This window comes from Bacillus sp. FSL L8-0358, from assembly GCF_038593095.1.
In the GTDB taxonomy this organism is placed as follows: Bacteria; Bacillota; Bacilli; order Bacillales; family Bacillaceae; genus Bacillus; species Bacillus subtilis.
Map to the genome: position 1 here is coordinate 2857031 of NZ_CP151962.1, position 19046 is coordinate 2876076.

At 44.4% G+C, this 19046-nt stretch carries 17 protein-coding genes and 1 pseudogene; 4 read left to right on the forward strand and 14 right to left on the reverse strand.

Annotation, left to right across the window (positions count from 1 at the left end):
* Positions 1–17: 17 nt before the first annotated feature.
* The 7 genes from NYE49_RS14740 to dnaE all read right to left on the reverse strand — a co-directional run bounded on the left by NYE49_RS14740 (position 18) and on the right by dnaE (position 10320).
* A complete protein-coding gene (locus NYE49_RS14740; protein WP_047183012.1) occupies positions 18–401 on the reverse strand; it encodes an FxsA family protein in 384 nt (127 codons plus the stop codon).
* Between the two features lie 92 nt (positions 402–493).
* Positions 494–2251, reverse strand: coding sequence for a pyruvate kinase (gene pyk, locus NYE49_RS14745; protein ID WP_004398560.1), 1758 nt, complete (start codon positions 2249–2251; stop codon positions 494–496).
* A gap of 42 nt (positions 2252–2293) precedes the next feature.
* A complete protein-coding gene (pfkA, locus tag NYE49_RS14750) occupies positions 2294–3253 on the reverse strand; it encodes a 6-phosphofructokinase (RefSeq protein WP_003237788.1) in 960 nt (319 codons plus the stop codon).
* Positions 3254–3436: 183 nt separating this feature from the next.
* Complete coding sequence (gene accA / locus NYE49_RS14755) at positions 3437–4414, reverse strand: acetyl-CoA carboxylase carboxyl transferase subunit alpha (protein WP_015384352.1); 978 nt, start codon at positions 4412–4414, stop codon at positions 3437–3439.
* A complete protein-coding gene (gene accD / locus NYE49_RS14760) occupies positions 4399–5271 on the reverse strand; it encodes an acetyl-CoA carboxylase, carboxyltransferase subunit beta (RefSeq protein WP_003223544.1) in 873 nt (290 codons plus the stop codon). The genes accA and accD overlap by 16 nt, the downstream gene beginning before the upstream one ends.
* Positions 5272–5603: 332 nt before the next feature.
* Positions 5604–6836 carry an NADP-dependent malic enzyme gene (maeB, locus tag NYE49_RS14765; RefSeq protein WP_047183013.1) on the reverse strand — a complete coding sequence of 411 codons (1233 nt, stop codon included), beginning with the start codon at positions 6834–6836 and terminating at the stop codon, positions 5604–5606.
* A gap of 136 nt (positions 6837–6972) precedes the next feature.
* Positions 6973–10320 (reverse strand): DNA polymerase III subunit alpha, encoded by a 3348-nt coding sequence (dnaE, locus tag NYE49_RS14770; RefSeq protein WP_047183014.1) that lies wholly within the window; start codon positions 10318–10320, stop codon positions 6973–6975.
* A gap of 139 nt (positions 10321–10459) precedes the next feature.
* Between dnaE and ytrH the strand changes: the two genes are divergently transcribed.
* The 3 genes from ytrH to NYE49_RS14785 all read left to right on the forward strand — a co-directional run bounded on the left by ytrH (position 10460) and on the right by NYE49_RS14785 (position 11594).
* On the forward strand, positions 10460–10801 hold the full coding sequence (ytrH, locus tag NYE49_RS14775) for a sporulation membrane protein YtrH (protein ID WP_003229410.1): 342 nt from the start codon (positions 10460–10462) through the stop codon (positions 10799–10801).
* Positions 10798–11301, forward strand: a complete 504-nt coding sequence (gene ytrI / locus NYE49_RS14780; RefSeq protein WP_003229408.1) for a sporulation membrane protein YtrI — start codon at positions 10798–10800, stop codon at positions 11299–11301. Before ytrH ends, ytrI begins: the two co-directional genes overlap by 4 nt.
* A 101-nt stretch (positions 11302–11402) precedes the next feature.
* Positions 11403–11594, forward strand: coding sequence for a hypothetical protein (locus tag NYE49_RS14785; RefSeq protein ID WP_003229407.1), 192 nt, complete (start codon positions 11403–11405; stop codon positions 11592–11594).
* A gap of 17 nt (positions 11595–11611) precedes the next feature.
* Here the strand turns inward: NYE49_RS14785 and nrnA are convergent, their stop codons facing one another.
* The gene (gene nrnA / locus NYE49_RS14790) at positions 11612–12553 is read right to left on the reverse strand and encodes a bifunctional oligoribonuclease/PAP phosphatase NrnA (protein WP_004398971.1); all 942 of its coding nucleotides are present in this window, start codon (positions 12551–12553) and stop codon (positions 11612–11614) included.
* A gap of 130 nt (positions 12554–12683) precedes the next feature.
* Between nrnA and NYE49_RS14795 the strand changes: the two genes are divergently transcribed.
* On the forward strand, positions 12684–12986 hold the full coding sequence (locus NYE49_RS14795) for a YtpI family protein (RefSeq protein ID WP_003229401.1): 303 nt from the start codon (positions 12684–12686) through the stop codon (positions 12984–12986).
* An 18-nt stretch (positions 12987–13004) separates the two neighbouring features.
* On the opposite strand, the gene NYE49_RS14800 is transcribed toward NYE49_RS14795, so the two are convergent.
* From NYE49_RS14800 to NYE49_RS14825, 6 genes and pseudogenes are all read right to left on the reverse strand, one after another.
* Positions 13005–14324 carry a CBS domain-containing protein gene (locus NYE49_RS14800; protein WP_004398641.1) on the reverse strand — a complete coding sequence of 440 codons (1320 nt, stop codon included), beginning with the start codon at positions 14322–14324 and terminating at the stop codon, positions 13005–13007.
* Between the two features lie 175 nt (positions 14325–14499).
* Positions 14500–15402, reverse strand: coding sequence for a sulfite exporter TauE/SafE family protein (locus NYE49_RS14805; RefSeq protein ID WP_015384356.1), 903 nt, complete (start codon positions 15400–15402; stop codon positions 14500–14502).
* 18 nt (positions 15403–15420) lie between these two features.
* A complete protein-coding gene (gene sndA, locus NYE49_RS14810; RefSeq protein ID WP_047183015.1) occupies positions 15421–16671 on the reverse strand; it encodes an S-alkyl-N-acetyl-metabolite deacetylase SndA in 1251 nt (416 codons plus the stop codon).
* Between the two features lie 17 nt (positions 16672–16688).
* Positions 16689–17381, reverse strand: coding sequence for an RNA-binding riboflavin kinase RibR (gene ribR, locus NYE49_RS14815; protein ID WP_047183016.1), 693 nt, complete (start codon positions 17379–17381; stop codon positions 16689–16691).
* A gap of 46 nt (positions 17382–17427) precedes the next feature.
* Positions 17428–18756, reverse strand: a complete 1329-nt coding sequence (locus NYE49_RS14820) for an LLM class flavin-dependent oxidoreductase (protein WP_015384359.1) — start codon at positions 18754–18756, stop codon at positions 17428–17430.
* Positions 18753–19036 (reverse strand): annotated as a pseudogene (locus tag NYE49_RS14825) (glutaredoxin family protein). Before NYE49_RS14825 ends, NYE49_RS14820 begins: the two are co-directional and overlap by 4 nt.
* Between the last annotated feature and the right edge of the window lie 10 nt (positions 19037–19046).

Sequence of the window (19046 nt, forward strand, 5' to 3'; positions counted from 1 at the left end):
TTCATGGCTGCCGTTTTTTATTTGATGATGATCCGCTTATTCTTCGACATTCCTCTCAGCCATTTGAACAGAATCGGCTTACACCAGCCGCGGGTAAATGGGATAAGAAGACAGGCGCCGGCCAAATCTGATAAAAAGCCCGGAAGCATCAGCAATAGACCGCCGATGAAAATGCACAGACCGTCAGCAATCGCTTTCCCCGGCATTTTGCCATATTGAAGATCACGCTGAACCTTATAATACACTTCGGTTCCTTGTTTTTTTGCAGCTGCTGCGCCGATAATGCCCGTCAGAATCATGAATAAAACTGTCGGCAAAATGCCAATCAGCTTGCCTAAAAACAGGAATATGCCGATTTCTATTGCCGGAAACACAATAAAAAGCAAAAACAAAAATCTCATATCCAAGCCCCCCACACGTGTAACACGTTCTGTTCAACAAAAGGCATGATAAAGAGAAAAGGAAGGGATTCCCCTTCCGTTTTCACCTGTAATTAAAGAACGCTCGCACGGCCTTGATAGACTGCGCCTCTGGAAGCGTCAACTGTAATATCCTGGCCATCTGTCAAAATAGATGTCGCATTTTCCAGACCCACGATAACCGGGATGCCAAGGCTTAATCCGACTACCGCAGCATGGCTAGTCAAGCCGCCTTCTTCTGTAATAAGAGCAGACGCTTTTTCAAGGGATGCAATCATATCACGGTCAGTGCTTTTGGTAACAAGTACCGCACCGTCCGTCATTTTTTGCTCAGCTTCTTTTGCATTTTGTGCAACGACAACCGGACCGTAAGCTGATTTGCGTCCAATGCCTTGCCCTTTAGCGATGATATCGCCGACAGTATGAACCTTCATTAAGTTTGTAGTGCCGGACTCACCGACAGTGCCTGCTGTAATAACGATAAGATCGCCGTGTTTTACAATTCCGCTGTTCAATGATTTTTGGACAGCATCCTCAAGCATCTCATCTGTTGAGCTCGCATTTTGGCCGCTTTCTGCGAATACGCCAGATACGAGGGCAAGCTTTCTGGAAATAGAGTCATTTACAGTAACCGCAACAATCGGAGCCTGCGGACGGTATTTTGCAATCATACGTGCTGTATGGCCGCTTTCTGTCGGCGTTACAATCGCAGCAGCATTCAGGTTAATCGCCGTATGCGCGACAGATTGTCCAATTGCGTCTGTAATTGTCATGCCCACTTGATCTCTGCGTTTTGAGAGAATTTCTTTATAATTTAAAGCTTCTTCAGAACGGGACGCGATGTTATGCATTGTTTGAACTGCTTCAACCGGATAGCTTCCGGCAGCAGTTTCACCAGATAGCATGATCGCATCTGTTCCGTCGAAGATCGCGTTTGCAACGTCACTTGCTTCCGCACGAGTCGGACGCGGGTTGCGCTGCATGCTGTCAAGCATTTGTGTCGCTGTAATAACAGGTTTGCCCAGCGCGTTGCATTTTTTGATCAGTTCTTTTTGCACAAGCGGCACTTCTTCAGCTGGAATTTCCACACCTAAGTCTCCGCGTGCAACCATTAAGCCGTCAGACACTTCGAGAATTGCATCGATGTTGTCAACGCCCTCTTGGTTTTCGATTTTAGGGATGATTTGAATATCCTGAGCGTTGTGCTCTTCAAGAAGCTCACGGATTTCGAGCACGTCCGTGGAACGTCGAATGAAAGATGGTGCGATGAAGTCTACTCCTTGCTCAATACCGAAAACGATGTCTCGCGCATCCTTTTCAGTAATACCCGGAAGATTGACACTTACGCCCGGTACGTTAACACCTTTTTTATTTTTGAGTGTTCCGTTGTTTAATACTTTTGTTTTGATTTCGCGTTTAGCGGCATCTACATCAAGTACCTCAAGACCGATAAGGCCGTCATCTAACAGAATCGTTGAACCTTGTTCAACGTCATGGACTAAACCTTCATATGTCACTGAAATTTTATCTGTTGTTCCTACAACCTCGTCCATTGAAATGATAAGCTCTTTGCCTGTTTCAAGCTCAATACCGCCGTTTTCCATTGTATGTGTGCGGATTTCAGGACCTTTTGTATCAAGCAGAATACCAACGTTCTTGCCAAGTTTTTTGCTTGCTTCGCGGATATTTTTAATTCTTGCACCGTGCTCCTCAAAATCTCCGTGAGAAAAGTTTAATCGAGCCACGTTCATTCCTGACTCCATTAATTTCGTAAGCATTTCAATACTTTCACTTGCCGGACCGATGGTACAAACAATTTTAGTTTTTCTCATTTGGTTCACTTCCTTCTGAAATCTTCAGCCTTCAGCTGCACATTAGATAGACAGTTCTTTTGAAAGCTGATACATGTTTTGCTCAACTGTGTGTTTTGTCTCCAGTATTTCTATAATATCATGGTCTACAAGCTTATTGTTTTGTATACCTACACAGCGTCCGCCTTTTCCTTCAAGCAGCAGTTCAACTGCATATGCGCCGAGACGGCTTGCTAACACACGGTCAGCAGCACTCGGAGAACCTCCGCGCTGGATATGGCCCAATACAGATACCCTAGTTTCAAGATTTGTTTCTTCTTCAATGCGTTTCCCGAATTCAACACCGCTGCCTACACCTTCGGCAACAATAATAATACTGTGTTTCTTGCCGCGTTCGTGGCCGCGTTTTAAGCGAGCAATGATTTCGTGCATGTCATAGTCTGCCTCAGGGATTAAGATCGATTCCGCGCCCCCTGCAAGACCGGCCCACAATGCAATATCGCCGGCATGACGGCCCATTACTTCGATTACATATGTACGTTCATGAGAAGTCGCTGTATCGCGAATCTTATCAATTGCGTCAATTACTGTATTTAAAGCTGTATCGAAACCGATTGTAAAATCAGTGCCCGGAATGTCATTATCAATTGTACCCGGTACACCTACACATGGAAACCCGTGTTCCGTTAATTTTTTCGCACCCATATATGAACCGTCTCCGCCGATAACAACAAGGCCTTCAATACCAAGCTTCTTCAAGTTTTCTATCCCTTTTTCACGGCCTTCAACTGTTTTGAATTCAGGACACCTTGCCGTATAAAGCTTAGTTCCTCCACGATGTATAATATCGCCTACTGATCCGAGTTCAAGCTTTTCAATCTTTCCGCTGATCAATCCCGCGTATCCGTTGTAAATACCGTAAACTTCAACGTCATGATAGATCGCTTTTCTGACTACTGCGCGAACTGCTGCGTTCATTCCCGGGGAATCCCCGCCGCTCGTTAATACCCCTATACGTTTCATTCTCCATTCACCTCAGCAACATATATGATTAAACATAACATGATCATTGCCCTAAAAACAATGAAAAGGGATCTCCATCCTCCCTATGAAACCTTACCTATTATACAATTAAATAAATTGTTTTTAAATAAAATTTAAGGAATGTCACAAAAAATAAACGTGAGCCAAAGGCTTCACGTTTATTTAGTTTACCCCGATATATTGATCTTCAACCGAGACTTTGCCAATTGCTTTATATTTTTCATAGCGCTGCTGAACTAATTCTTCTTCGCTCAGCTTCAGCAAAGTTTTTAACGATTGTTTAAGGGTTTCGTCCATATAGCTTGCCTGCAGCTTCACATCATGGTGCGCTCCGCCTTTTACTTCTTTAATCATATGATCTATAATACCTAATTCTTTTAAATCCGGCGCAGTGATTTTCATTGTTTCTGCTGCTTTTTTAGCAAGACTGGAGTCCTTCCATAAAAGTGCCGCGGCACCTTCCGGAGAAATAACAGAATAAGTAGAGTTTTCCAGCATATGCAAGTGATTGCCTACTCCCAGACCAAGGGCTCCGCCGCTTCCGCCTTCACCGATGACGATGCAGATAACAGGCACTCGAAGGCCGGCCATCTCAAACAGGTTTTTGGCAATAGCTTCACTTTGTCCTCTTTCTTCAGCTGCTCGTCCAGGGTATGCCCCCTTCGTATCAATAAAACAGATAATCGGTCTGTTAAATTTGTCAGCCTGTTTCATCAGACGAAGCGCTTTTCTGTAGCCTTCAGGATGCGGCATCCCAAAATTGCGGACTAGGTTTTCCTTCGTGTCTTTGCCGCGCTGATGCCCGATTACCGTTACAGGGAGGCCGTGGAACTTCGCAATCCCGCCGACAATGGCTTCATCGTCCCCGTACGCTCTGTCTCCGTGACATTCAAAAAAGTCGGTAAACAGGTGTTCGATATAATCAAGAGTTGTCGGACGGTCCGCCAGACGCGCAATTTGAACCCGGTCCCATGGCTTCAGATTTTTGTAAATATCATCCTGAAGCTTAGCGAGACGGTCTTCGAGCCGTTCGATTTCCGCACTTAGATCCATATCGGAATCTTGGGTGAATTTTTTTAGTTCGGCGATTTTGGATTGCAGTTCAATCACCGGTTTTTCAAATTCTAATCTTGGAGCCACTCAATGTCACCTCCTGTTTGATGCATATCCAGCAGATTTTCTAACGTTTTTTTCATATCGTCGCGATGAATAACCGCATCAAGCTGTCCATGTTTTAATAAAAATTCAGCCGTTTGGAAGTCCTCAGGCAGTTTTTCTCCTATTGTCTGTTCAATAATCCGTCTTCCGGCAAAACCGATCAGCGCGCCAGGCTCAGCGAAATTGTAATCGCCAAGGGATGCAAAGCTTGCTGATACGCCCCCGGTAGTCGGATGCGTCATTACTGAAATAATAAGACCTTGTTCTTCACTGAACAATTTTAACGCAGAGCTTGTCTTAGCCATCTGCATCAAACTTAATACGCCTTCCTGCATTCTAGCGCCGCCTGAAGCCGTAAAAATAATAAACGGAACTTTATCAGCTTTTGCTTTTTCAATCGCAAGCGTGATTTTTTCACCGACGACTGAACCCATGCTGCCCATTCTGAATGAAGAGTCCATGACGGCGACAACAGCCGGGTGTCCGCCGATGGTGCCCTTGCCTGTCACAACAGCCTCGTTTAAGGATGTTTTCTCGCGATCTTTTTCAAGCTTTTCCAGATATCCCGGGAAACCAAGCGGATTTTCCGAGAGCATTCCCTGATTGAATTCCTCAAAGGATTGTTCATCCATCAAGCTTTCGATACGCTGTTTTGCGTTCATTGGGAAATGATAATCGCAGTTCATGCATACCCGCATATTTTTATCCAACTCTTTAGTGAGCATGATTTTTTTACACTTAGGACATTTTGTCATAATGCCTTCCGGAACATCGTGCTTCGCTTGATCAGATGGTACGGAAGCATACTTTTTCTTTTTCGTGAATATATCCTTTAACAAATGATTACCTCCCTTTTGTGAAGGGTTCTCTTCACCGCATGTCATCAAACAGATAGACTTGCTAATAACTTTACCGAAACTATTGTACTTTTTTTGTCAAACGCTGTCATCCTCAATTCGACAACTTTTTATTCGATGACGTGCTCGGAAAGGCTTGTATGAAATCAGATAAGGTGTTGAAACGACAAGGTTGACAGCGCATTCAAAAATAATGTTAAACCCGGCTGAAATTTTTTTAAGGCTAGCCCCCTAAAAAAATTTCAGCCGTCAGTTTAACTTGAGAACAGCGCGCCGGTCTCCGCCAACGCGCTGCCATTTTTGGAATGAATTAATTATTCACCAATAATCGTAAGTTTTCTTGTTTTTTCTGCGACTTCCTCAGGGTCAACAGTGATTCTTGCAACACCTGTTTCCATCGCAGCTTTTGCCACAGCCTTCGCAACAGCAGGCGCAACACGTTTATCAAACGGTGCAGGGATGACATAGTCTGCGCTAAGCTCCTCTTCTGAAACCAGTGAAGCAATGGCTTCAACCGCTGCGATTTTCATTTCCTCGTTAATATGAGTGGCACGCACATCAAGCGCTCCGCGGAAAATACCAGGGAATGCAAGAACATTGTTTACTTGGTTCGGGAAGTCAGAACGGCCAGTTCCGATAACGCTTGCTCCGGCTTCACGCGCATCTTCCGGCATGATTTCCGGATTTGGATTTGCCATTGCAAAGATAATTGGATCTTTTGCCATGCTTTGAACCATTTCTTTTGTTAACGCGCCTGCTACAGAGACACCGATAAATACGTCAGCATCAACGATGACATCTTTCAGAGAACCGTCTTTGCGATCTTGGTTCGTGAACTTCGCCACTTCATTTTTGACATCGTTCATGCCGTTCGGGCGCCCTTCATAAATGGCCCCTTTGGAATCGCACATCACAATGTCGCGAACGCCATAATGATGAAGAAGCTTGATAATCGCAATGCCAGCCGCACCCGCGCCGTTTGCGACAACTTTAATGGATGACATGGATTTTCCAGACAGTTTCAGCGCGTTCACAAGACCTGCTACGGTTACAATGGCAGTACCGTGCTGATCATCATGGAAAACCGGGATGTTTGTTTCTTTTTTGAGGCGCTCTTCAATGATAAAGCAGTTTGGCGCTGCAATATCTTCAAGGTTGACGCCGCCAAATGTCGGTTCCAGCAATTTTACAGTTTCAACGATTTTATCAACATCGTTTGTGTTTAAAGCAATCGGGAACGCATCTACGCCCGCAAAGCTTTTGAAAAGGACTGCTTTCCCTTCCATAACAGGAAGCGCCGCTTCAGGGCCGATGTTTCCAAGGCCAAGCACAGCTGTACCGTCAGTTACAACTGCTACCATGTTCCCCTTCATTGTATAATCATATACTTTGTTAATGTCTTCATGAATATCCTTACACGGTTCTGCAACACCCGGAGAATAAGCGAGGCTTAGATCTTTCGCATTTCTGACCTCTACTTTTGATTTAGACTCCAGTTTCCCCTGGTTGACTTTATGCAGGTGTAATGCTTCTTCTCTTAATGACATTCTCCTAAACACTCCTTATGGATATTTTTTGATTCGTATACTGCTGCGTTGATTGCTGCATTCTGCGGAGTAAATCTATCTGAATATTTAAACAGGATCACATAATTGCTCCAATTGTATAACAAAAAGCGAATCGTTACCACTGTTTTAAAACGACGTTTTTTTGACCCAACAGCTCTTTTAAGCGATATAACACCTGATGATCTGCATTGATATGAAACGACTCAGGAAGCTTAATCGTCTGTTTTTGCCTTTCATAATAGAGATAAACGCCTGTTTCCCCTTTATGCTCCAGCAAAATGCGCTTAATCTTTGCCAGGATCTCCTGGCTGTGCTGACTGCTTTCTATTTTTATATAAACCGATGGCGCTTTTTCTGCATCCATATTTTCTAATAATTCTGCCCGGGACATGATGAATTGGATCTTATCTTGTCTTACTTCGCATTTCCCCGCTGTGAACAAAAGAGCGCCTTCTCTTAAAACGGGTGAAAGCTGTCTGAATTGTTCAGGGAAGACTACGGCTTCCATCTCGCCGGTTTCATCACTGAGCGTTAAAAACGCCATGTTTTGACCTGTTTTCGTCCGAATCGTTTTGATCTTCGACAGCAGAACGCCTAGTGAAAGCTGCCTTTTGACTGCCCGCTGAGCCTGCAGAATGGAGACTGCTCCATGCGCAGTGAGCTGTTTTCGGAAGGCGGAGAGCGGATGATTTGAAAAATAAATGCCGAGCGTTTCCTTTTCAAACGCAAGTAAATCCACTAGCGGAAGCTCTTCCGTTTCCACATACTTCGGCTTAATTGAAAACGATTCATCTAAAAACAATCCCATTTGGTCATCGTCCGCGGCGAATAGCTCAGCATGTTCCAAAGCAACATCAATGGATGCGAGCAGCGTGGCCCGGTTTTGGCCGAATTCGTCCATCGCACCAGAAAAGATAAGTGCTTCAAGCATTTTGCGATTTACGCTTTTTGACGGCACGCGAAAACAGAAATCGAAAAGATCTTTAAATGGTTTCTCTTTTCTTGCTTTATATATATCTTTGACTGCTGAGACGCCTACACTTTTTATCGCGCGGAGGCTGTATCTGACAGATCCGTTTTCAACTGTAAACGGAAAACTGCTTTTATTCACTGACGGAGGAAGGATACGAATCCCGCTCCCCTTTGCTTCGTAAAGATATTGAGAGATTTTATCCTCATTGCCAATGACGCTTGTCAGCAATCCGCACATAAAATATAACGGATAATGAGCTTTCAAATACGCAAGCTGGCACCCGATCATGCTGTATGCCACCGCATGGCTTCGGTTAAAGCCATAGTTTGCGAATTTGACGATTAAATCGTAGACCTCATTTGCAGTGTCTACAGAATACTCCTTTTTTAAGCACCCTTCAACAAAATGGCTTCGCTCTCTGTCCAGGATTTCTTTTTTCTTTTTGCTGACCGCCCTTCTCAATAGGTCCGCTTCGCCTAAAGAAAACCCCGCCATACGGGAAGCAATCATCATAATTTGTTCCTGATACACAATGACGCCATATGTATCTTCCAAAATGCTCCTTAAATCTTCATGAGGATAGTGAACAAGCGCCCGGCCGTGTTTACGGTCGATAAATAACGGAATATTTTCCATCGGACCCGGCCGGTACAGTGCATTGACCGCCACAATATCTTCTAGGCCTGAAGGTTTCAGCCGTTTCAAGACGCTTCTCATCCCTGCAGATTCAAGCTGGAAAATGCCTGTCGTATCCCCTTTTGACAGCAAGGAGAACGTTTTGTCATCGCTGTAGGAAATACTTGAAAGATCTATTTTAATATTTTCTTCTTTTTCAATCATTGAAGTGATGGATTCAATAAGTGTCAGGTTCCTCAAACCTAAGAAATCCATTTTTAAAAGGCCCAAGTCTTCAAGATGGTCCATCGCGTATTGCGTTAAATAGATCCCTTCATGCCCTTCTTGAAGCGGAACAACATCTGTTAACGGTTCTTCACTCAGGACAACGCCCGCTGCGTGGGTTGATGCATGCCTTGGCAGCCCTTCTATTTTCCGGGCAATTGAATAGACTTGCTGAAGCAGGCTTGACTCCCGAAGCCGCTTATCCAGCTGCGGTGACTGCTGTCTCGCTTCATCCAGCGTCATGCCCGGTCTTGAAGGAATGAGTTTTGCAAGCTGATCTGCCTCCTTCGGGCTGACGCCGAATACTCTGCCGACGTCCCGGAGCGCCGCCTTTGCCGCAAGTGTTCCAAAGGTGATAATCTGTGCGACGTGCATTGCACCGTATTTCTGCTGAACATATTGAATGACTTCATCCCTTCTAGTATCGGGAAAGTCAATATCAATATCCGGCATGCTGACGCGTTCGGGATTTAAAAATCTTTCAAACAGAAGGTGATGCTTAATCGGGTCAACATCTGTGATATACAGGACATATGCCACAAGAGAACCTGCCGCAGAACCCCTTCCCGGTCCTGTAACAATCCCTTTTTCATGGGCGTGCTTCATAAAATCCCACACGATCAGAAAGTAATCGCTGAACTTCATCCGCTTGATGACATCAAGCTCATATTGAAGACGGCGAAGGTATCGTTCATCAGGCTTGCCGAAACGGCTGCGGAGTCCCTCCATACAGATATCCGTTAAATAATCATCAGCGGACGTTCCGTCTGGGGTCGGAAAAGACGGTAGACGGGTCTGCCCGAGACTGACGTCAACCCGGCATTGTTCCGCGATCTCTACAGAAGCTTGCAGTGCCTCGGGATGCTCTCGATAAATGTTTTGCATTTCTACGAGTGGTTTCAAATCGAGATCAGGCAAATCTTCAGCGGGTGCATCCGTCAGTTTTTCCCCCGCTTTAATCGCTTTCAAACAACGGTAGGCAGCCTTATCTTCCTTCCTTATGTAATGCACATCGCCTGTGGCCGTAACAGGGATACCCGTTTCTTCTGACAGCTTTAGAATCTGCTCAGACAAGACTTGATTCCCTTTAAAAGGCTGATAGGAGAAATAAAAAGCTCCCTTTCCGAATATTGACTGAAATTCCAGCGAGGCTTGAGCAGCCTGTTCGAACAGCCCTCCTTCAAGAAGCGTTTCAATATATCCTTTTTCGCCGGGCGTTATTGCGATAATCCCTTCTCGATAACTGTGAAGCCATTTCGGCTTCAGTCCGCCTTTTGATTTAGATTGCAGAACGCTGCTGATTTTCAGCAGGTTTTGATAGCCTGTATTTGATTTTGCCAGCAGGACGAGCGGGTATGCTTCAAGCTCGCTGTCATCTGTAAAAACAGAAGCCGTCAAACCAATTATTGGGTTGATCCCTCTCGCCTTGCAAGCTTTATAAAATTGAATAGCTCCGTACATGACATGATCATCTGTCAGCGCCAAAGACGCATATCCGAGCCTGTCAGCTTCACTGACGAGCTCTTCCACAGCCGCGGCGCTGTTTAGCAGGCTATACCCACTATGCACTTGCAGGTGAACAAAAGACATGCTATCACCTCTTTCTCATTACGATCCATTTCTTCCTTCATTATAAGGCCGGTTTCCAAAAGAAACAAATGTTCTTTTTTGACTCATCATCATACTTGTCCTGAAAGCTCAATATGATATAAAAGGTGAGGTGATAAAGATGGATCAGGAAGCAGGATTTATGGTGAATTTTATCAATAGCTACTTCATTGCGTTAGGGGTGCTGATCGGAGGCGCACTCATTGGAGGGCTCGGAGCATACTTGGCAGGCGAACCCCCGCTTACAGCCATTACAAAGCTTGCCAACCGGTTAAAAATATGGGCGCTTGTCGCAGCTATCGGAGGCACCTTTGATGCGGTATACAGCTTTGAACGCGGCATACTCGAAGGCAATACGAGAGATATCTTTAAACAGCTTCTTTTAATTATTTCGGCCATGGGGGGCGCGCAAAGCGGCTGGCTTATTATATCATGGCTGACCCAGGAGCATCTTTCTTCATGAGGGTCCCCCAGCATTACAAAAAACCGGGATGGCAGCGTTTTTTCGCGGGAATGATGTGCGGAGCCGTAATCAGCTGGTTCTTTTTCCTGTTTACTTACGGAACATTCCAAGAGGAGCAGGTCAGCCTCATCGAAAAGCAAAAAGAGCATGTAAAAGACTTGAACAATCAAATTTCGATCTATCAGGAAGACCTCCATAAACTGAATGAAGATAATAAAAGAAAACTGCTGATTCAAAGCGTCAGCGTCAAATTGCTGAATGGGGATAAATATAAAATATCACAGCCGGATAAAACGAAATTCGAGGAGCATGTAAAGGATGATATTTCAGAGGTGATTACAAAAGACATAGAGAGCGTCTATCAAACAAAGGATCTCTTGAAGCGGACAATTGAAAATAAAGTCTATATGATCAATGAGAAAAAATACGAGGCAACCGTCAGAGAATTGATTATTTATACGAGGCTGACAGTGGAACTTGAAATATCTTTCGCCACATAATTATGGATTTTTTTCAAATTCTCCAAACTTCTGTCGCTTTTTCCCATTCTTTTTTATAAACTATATGTGAGGCTTAATGGCGAAAGGAAGGAGGAAGGGAAATGGAGGTTTACAGTGACCGTCAGTTAGCAAAAGATCAAGCAGCCCGTCTCAGACAAGGTTTTTCTGCATATGCCGAAACAAACTCACTCGCTTCCCTCATCAAAAAAGAACTTCAATCACACAATCTCCAAGTCTACGAGGACCTTACTGATTTCGGCTGCTGGTTCATCCCCGTCACAGATGAACACTAAGAGAGAGGGTCTCCCCTCTACTCGTGTTCTTTACATAATGTTTCCAGATCAGCTAAAATCCGATCAGCTTCATCCCAGCTGTAAATAGAGGCGCCTGAAGCTAACGGATGCCCTCCGCCGTTATATTTCCGGGCAAGTCCGTTAATGACAGGCCCCTTCGAACGGAATCTGACTCTGATTTGATCGTCTTCTTCTACGAAAAACACCCAGGCGCGAATACCTGAGATATTGCCAAGCGTCCCGACAAGCTGCGACGCTTCAGAAGCCGTTGTGCCGAATTTTTCAAGCGTATCCTTTTTGATGAAAACAGAAGCCGCCCCGTTTTCGGACAAAGACACATTTTGAAAGATAAAGCCGTTAAGCTTCACCACATTCAGTTTTGTTTCATACAATTGATTAAATAACTCTGAGGAAGAGAATGGATACTGAATGAGCTCGCCTGCATATTTTAATGTTTTTTCCGTGGTATTCGGAAATAAAAAGCGTCCGGTATCTCCAACAATGCCGGCGTAGATCAGCTCTGCCGCTTTCGTATTCAGCTTCCAGCCGTGCTCTTTTCCTTCTAAATACAGCTCGTAAATCATTTCACTTACTGAGCTGGCGCTTGTATCGACCCAGAGAAGGTCACCGTATGGATCTTCGTTCGGATGGTGGTCGATTTTCATTAGTTTGGCGCCTGAAGGATAACGCTGATCGTCGATTCTTTCCTGATTTGCCGTATCGCAGACAATGACAAGTGCGCCTTCATATGTTTCATTGTCCACCTCATCGAGGGAATATAAGAAAGAGAGGGACGGTTCAGGCGTGCCGACCGCAAAAATATTTTTTTCAGGATATGTTTCACGCAGGATTTCCGTAAGCCCGCACTGTGATCCGTAGGCATCCGGATCAGGACGCACATGTCTATGTAAGATAATCGTGTCATATAATGATATGGTTCTGATCAATTCTGTTTTCATTTGATACTCCTTTATTGTTTTTATTCATTAAATCACATTCTCTGCCGACGGAAAAGAAAAATAACGTCAAAACCAAGCCCGTTTTTGTATAAAATGGGTTTGTAAACTTTTACGATGGAGGATTTCATTTATGCTGGTTCTTGTTTTTTTGATTGGGCTTTCAGCCTGCTTTTATGTGTACTATAAAGTAAAAGGCGTACGGGCAAAGCCATCTTTGGCAAAAGAAATATGTTCAGCAAAATCAAGCATGGCCTTAGGGTCACTAGTCCTGTTCTACGGGCTTAACCAAATGATATTATTCCATTCAGTATTAACGTTAGTAATCGGCGGTATCTTTATCGTCATAGGAGCAGGAAGCGCTTGGGCAGGTTATAAAGCCTTCAGGCATTACAATCCCCTTCACGCCAAAGAAGCTGAAAGAGATCACGCGTAAGGGGCGCCTGAACGTCCCTTAGCTTCTTTCCATCAGCTGAACCATCAGCATCGCTTTAGACACGATATGACCTTGGCTGTGCACTTCCACTTCCATTTTCCCAAACTTTCTGCCGGCCTCCAAGATGCGAGGTTTGACTTCGATGACTGATTCCATCTGCACAGGCTTCAAAAAGAAAATGGTGATGCTCTCTATGACGAGTTCGCCGCGTTTTTTCGAGCGCAAAAATCGGTTTGCCGCTTGCGTCAAAATAGTCGTAAATACGCCATAAGAAATGGTTCCAAGCTGATTTGTCATTTGCGGCGTGACTTCATACTCGTAAACCGTTTGATCTTCTTTATCATCACCCTCATCTTTAAACCCCCTTGAAACGATATCATCAAGCTTCTCCCCGACCTGCGGCTGCTTTTGAATCATTTGAAGAGCTTTCAATACGTCTTGGCGGCTGATCATGCCGATGAGTTTTTGGTGGCCGTCAGTGACGGGAAGCACTTCGATCCCTTCCCATACCATCATTTGCGCAGCTGAAGCGACAGATGTTTTCCCAATAACCGTGACGGGATTTTTGGTCATGACTTTTTCTATAGATGCATTTCGGTCATGGCCAGCAATATCTTTTGATGTCAGAATGCCATGGATTTTCATTTGATCGTCGACAACCGGGAAGCGGCCGTGCCCCGTTTCAAAATTTTTCTCATACCATTTTTCAAGTTTATCCTTAGGCGAAAGATATACCGTGCGGTCAGCAGGTGTTAGGATGTCCTCCACCAAAACAATTTCTTTTTTGATCAGCTGGTCATAAATTGCCCGGTTAATCATCGCGGCAACTGTAAAGGTGTCATAGCTCGTGGATAAAATCGGCAGTTCAAGCTCATCTGCCAGCTGCACAATGCTGTCATCCGTGTTAAAGCCCCCGGTCACCAATACGGCCGCACCCGCTTCAAGCGCCTGCCTGTGTGCATTGATTCTGTTTCCGACAATCAAAAGATTCCCCGCTGCGGTGTAACGCATCATCGCGTCAAGCTCCATCGCGCCGATGACGAATTTATTCAAGGTCTTATGGAGCCCTGCCCTGCCTCCGAGCACTTGTCCGTCTATAACATTTACAACCTCTGCATAGGTAAGCTTTTCAATGTTCTCTTTTTTCTTTTGTTCAATTCTGATTGTGCCCACACGTTCAATCGTGCTGACAAACCCTTTATTCTCTGCTTCCTTGATCGCTCTGTACGCGGTTCCTTCGCTTACTTTCATTTCCTTTGCAATTCTTCGGACAGAAATTTTTTCACCGACAGGCAGTGAATCGATATACGTTAAAATTTGTTCATGCTTCGTTGCCAAGCCTTTCACCTCTAAGGACAGTCTTCTTGTTTTTATTATAAGGTTTCAAAGGATTTATACGCAATGAGGCTGGAAAATAAAAAAGAAGCCCGACCGGCTTCTTACAGCGTTGATTTCGTTCCAGTCAAGCGCAAGGCCCTCGTGATTCCTTTTACATCGTAAAGCGGAAAAACCTTTATTTTTCTTTTAAATGGACATCAACCGCTGTCTTAACAATATTTCGATTCCCTATTTTAGATAAAACAAATAAAACTGCGGATAGCCATATCGCCCCTATGGCCGTATAGATCAATGGATAAACAGCTGTGTTTGCGATCCATTCATTTATTAATGTTCTGGCATTTACCAGAATAATAAATCCTCCTACAAGCACACCCATCAATTGCGGATGAAACTTCTGCACCAGCCATGCTGCGATAGGGGCAGCAATAATTCCACCGGCCATTAGTGAAAACACCCATAGCCAATTGACGTCCTCCCATCCTAATGAAATAAGAAAACCGGCAGTTGCAGATACGGCGATGGCAAATTCACTTGTGTCTACAGTCCCGACAACTTTCCTCGGGCTCAAGCCTTTGCGGGATAATAAAATCGGAGTGGTCACCGGTCCCCAGCCGCCTCCGCCTGTGGCATCTGCAAAACCAGCGATCACTCCCAATGGGATGGATTGTTTTCGGTTTAACGGCACATGCTTCTTCTCAAGAGCCGGTTTATATTGAAATAAAAACCTGATCAATACATATCCGCCCAGAAGGAGCAAAAACAAAGAAATATAGGGTTTCGCTACATCTCCAGGTAAATGGCTGAGGAATGCCGCGCCTAAAAAAGCGCCTATAGAGCCGGGAATGACAAGCTGATAAACGGTTTGTTTGTCAACATTGCCAAATTTAATATGCGACACTCCCGATGCGGCAGTCGTTACGACTTCCGCTAAATGGACAGAAGCCGAAGCCACAGCAGGTGTGATGCCAAACGCCAATAACAAAGAAGTTGAGGTAACCCCATAAGCCATACCTAAAGAACCGTCTATTAACTGCGACAATAGACCAATAAATGCAAAAACGATTAATTTCTTCATCAGAACACCCCATCTATATCAATCAGATATTTTTGATTCTTCATTCGAATCTAACAATCTCTTGGCGCTTTCATATAAAAAATAAGAGGCTTTGATAATGGCAGTTTCATCAATTGTAAATGCAGGGTGGTGCCAATCATGATCACCGTCTGTTCCAAAAAACGCAAAGGATCCCGGAATATGCTCAAGATAATAAGCAAAATCTTCCCCCGCGGTTGATGGGGCGGGATCAATGACTTGAAGTTTCGCTTTATGCGCAGCGTCTCGCACCAGCCCCGTAATTTCCTCATCATTACAAAGCGGCGGCGGTCCGGAATGCCACTTCACATTTGCCTTTAACGAGAAAGCGGCAGAAATCTGCTCTGTGACTGCCAAAAAACGCTGTTTCACTTGATCACGAACCTCTGAATCAAATGTACGAACAGTGCCCTCAATGACAACTGTATCCGGAATGACATTCCAAGTGCTGCCACCGTTGATTTTCCCTATGGTTAAAATCGCGCTTTGCAGCGGGTTTACATTTCTGCTTACAATCGTTTGCAGGGCGACAATAAGCTGAGAGGCGCCGACAATTGGATCAAAACCATTATGCGGCAATGCTGCATGAGCGCCTTTCCCTTCTATCTCTACTTTAAATCGGTCAACAGCAGCCATAAGCGGGCCTGTTTTTAACCCTACAGTCCCAACCGCGATATCCGGTTTATTGTGAAGTCCAATAACCGCACCAATGCCATCCAGTTGGCCGTCCTCTATCACTTTTGCAGCGCCGGCACCCGCTTCCTCTGCCGGCTGAAATAATAAACGAATCTTCCCTTTCAGACTGTCTTGATTTTCCTTCAATAAAAAGGCCGCACCAAGAAGCGCTGCCGTATGAAAATCATGACCGCACGCATGCATGATTCCTTTATGTTTAGACGCATAAGGCAATCCTGTTTTTTCTTCAATTGGCAAGGCGTCAATATCAGCCCTCAAAGCAATCGCCGGACCTTCTGACTCCCCTGCTATGTCTGCGAACACACCCGTTTTTAGAGCAGTAGGGCGAATCTGTATCCCCTTTTCTTTAAGGCATTTTTTTATAAAAGCAGTTGTTTCAAATTCTTCTTTTGACAGTTCAGGATATTGGTGCAAGTGCCGGCGAATGCCGATGAGCTGCTTTTCTAGCGTTGAGAAATTTACGGGATTATACTCCTCTTTCAACTTCAGGATGTCATTTCCTGTAGTCTGATATGGATAGGAGCCTTCTATATTTCTCCAATAATCCAAAGACATATGTTCCGCTCCTTTCCCTATCCCAATATATTTTCTTCAGACTCTTCAACATAAGATGAAATAAATCGGTTCAATTTATCAGCAAGACCGCCCGCCCCAAATCTTATATACTTGCTGGAAACTTTCGGATTATCTTCTTTCAAAAAGCTTAAAAAAGATAAAATATAAATGCGCCTGTAAGCTACTTGTGTAATTCCGTACTCAAAAAACCAGTTATCAATAACATTGTATACGCCTCGGTTGATGCCATATAGGTTGTTACACTTCTTGTAAAAGCAGAGATCCGGAAGATTTAACTCCTGATGGGAAAGCAGGCTTTCTTTTTTGTTCGGTGCCATAATCCCAATCAGCTCAAAGCGTTTTGCAACGCACGAAATATCCTTTTTAATTTGCTTTGTTAAAGACTCCAAAGAATCAAACCTTCTTTCTTCTCTAATTTTAAAGAGAATGCTGCATTCGATTTTTTCTCCATAGATGTCTCTATGAAAGTCAAACAAAAAAATCTCCAATGTCCTTTTAAGGTTAGAGCCCACCGTCGGTTTCACACCGATATTCATAACCCCTAAATGAAATTGATGATTGACTGTCGCCAGAACTCCATAAACTCCATTACGCAGCCCATGCATTTTTGCATCTACATTTGCCGTGGGGAATCCAAGCGTTCTGCCTAATTGTTTTCCTTTCACAACCGTACCGGCAATGATCGTCAAAAAAGTCAGCCTCCCCTCTCAGCTTCCGCATTCGATCAGACGAAACCTATTGATGTGATGAATGTAAAACGGATTGATGCTGCGGAATGCCAAGACCGAGATTTTCCCGCAATGTCCCGCCGCGATAATCTTGACGATAAAGCCCTCTTTCTTGAAGAATCGGAATCACCTTTTCTACAAAAGCATCAAGTGTTCCCGGTATATCCGACCCAATGATAAACCCATCCGCCGCCTCAGCGTTGAACCAAGTTTCAATTAAGGATGCGACACGCTCTGGTGTGCCGATAAATAGAGGCCGTGGAAAAGCCATTTCCTGTGCTACCTCCCGCAATGACAGATTTCTGGCTTTTGCTTCTCTCTTAATCCGGTCTGTTGTGCTTTGAAACGCATTCTTTCCCACATCGCCAATATCGGGAAATGGCTCATCCAACGGGTAAACACTCAGATCATAATCATCAAAAAAACGAGCCAAATAAGTAACAGCATTTTCAATCGGTATCAATTCTGCAAATTCACGATACTTCTTTTCCGCCTCTTCTTCCGTATCTGCCACAATCGGGCTGATCCCTGGAAAAATCCGCACACTTGAAGGATCACGCCCTTCATCAACAGCTCGGCTTTTCACATCCGCATAAAACGCTTTTGTCTCTTCTAATGAATTGGAATGGGTAAAAATCGCATCCGCATTTTTAGCAGCAAACTGCCGGCCTGTTTCTGATGAACCCGCTTGAAACACTACAGGCTCTCCCTGCTTAGAGCGCCCGATATTCAAGGGCCCCTCTACTTGAAAATACTTTCCTTTATGATTCAGGCGATGAAGCTTCGCCGGATCGAAAAACTGCCCTGTTTTCTTATTGTGTATAAATGCGTCATGCTCCCAGGAATTCCACAGCCCGCGCACAACATCCAAATGCTCCTGTGCGATCGCGTAACGTTCAGTATGTTCTGGCAAATTAGACTTACTATGGTTGCGCGCCGCTCCTTCCTGCGGAGAAGTAACAAGATTCCAGCCTGCCCTGCCCCCGCTGATATGGTCCAGCGACATCAATTGTCTGGAGATAGTGAATGGCTCAGTAAAAGATGTAGAGAACGTCCCTACTAAACCAATATTTTTGGTAACTGATGCCAGCGCAGATAAAATGGTGATCGGTTCAAAACGGTTTAAAAAATGAGGAATCGATTTTTCAGAAATAAATAAGCCGTCTGCAATGAAAATAAAACTAAACAAGCCTTTTTCGGCTGTTTGCGCCTTTTTCATGTAAAATTCAATATTCGTGCTGGCCGAGGGATCAATATCGGGATGACGCCAGCCGTCAGTTGTTCCCCCGACACCGTGAATCATGGCTCCAAACTGAATAAAATCTGAACGTGTCATCTTTTTGCCTCCTTTATCTTTGGATATAATTCGCAAGTGCAAGATCAAGGTGTTCAATGCCGATTTCAGTTATCCCTTGATAGTGATTGCCGCGCCCAATTTCAACCACAGGCACATGGCGTACCCCATATTTCACCTGTAAAATATCTCTAAGCTTTTCTTTTTCTGAAACATCGATATTTTGGAACGGGAACCCTTTTTCATTCAAATAATTCTTGACTTCTTCACAATACGAACAGCCTTTTTTACTCCAAACCACAATGTTCAAAACATCACTCATTCTTCTGTCC

Coding starts and splice junctions, on each gene's coding strand:
- ytrI (WP_003229408.1), top strand. CDS start 10,798: ATGAGGGTCCCCCAGCATTACAAAAAACCGGGATGGCAGCGTTTTTTC.
- NYE49_RS14740 (WP_047183012.1), bottom strand. CDS start 401: ATGAGATTTTTGTTTTTGCTTTTTATTGTGTTTCCGGCAATAGAAATC.
- nrnA (WP_004398971.1), bottom strand. CDS start 12,553: ATGAAAACAGAATTGATCAGAACCATATCATTATATGACACGATTATC.
- pfkA (WP_003237788.1), bottom strand. CDS start 3,253: ATGAAACGTATAGGGGTATTAACGAGCGGCGGGGATTCCCCGGGAATG.
- pyk (WP_004398560.1), bottom strand. CDS start 2,251: ATGAGAAAAACTAAAATTGTTTGTACCATCGGTCCGGCAAGTGAAAGT.
- dnaE (WP_047183014.1), bottom strand. CDS start 10,320: ATGTCTTTTGTTCACCTGCAAGTGCATAGTGGGTATAGCCTGCTAAAC.
- NYE49_RS14820 (WP_015384359.1), bottom strand. CDS start 18,756: ATGACACGTTCAGATTTTATTCAGTTTGGAGCCATGATTCACGGTGTC.
- ytrH (WP_003229410.1), top strand. CDS start 10,460: ATGGATCAGGAAGCAGGATTTATGGTGAATTTTATCAATAGCTACTTC.
- sndA (WP_047183015.1), bottom strand. CDS start 16,671: ATGTCTTTGGATTATTGGAGAAATATAGAAGGCTCCTATCCATATCAG.
- NYE49_RS14805 (WP_015384356.1), bottom strand. CDS start 15,402: ATGAAGAAATTAATCGTTTTTGCATTTATTGGTCTATTGTCGCAGTTA.
- maeB (WP_047183013.1), bottom strand. CDS start 6,836: ATGTCATTAAGAGAAGAAGCATTACACCTGCATAAAGTCAACCAGGGG.
- NYE49_RS14785 (WP_003229407.1), top strand. CDS start 11,403: ATGGAGGTTTACAGTGACCGTCAGTTAGCAAAAGATCAAGCAGCCCGT.
- NYE49_RS14795 (WP_003229401.1), top strand. CDS start 12,684: ATGCTGGTTCTTGTTTTTTTGATTGGGCTTTCAGCCTGCTTTTATGTG.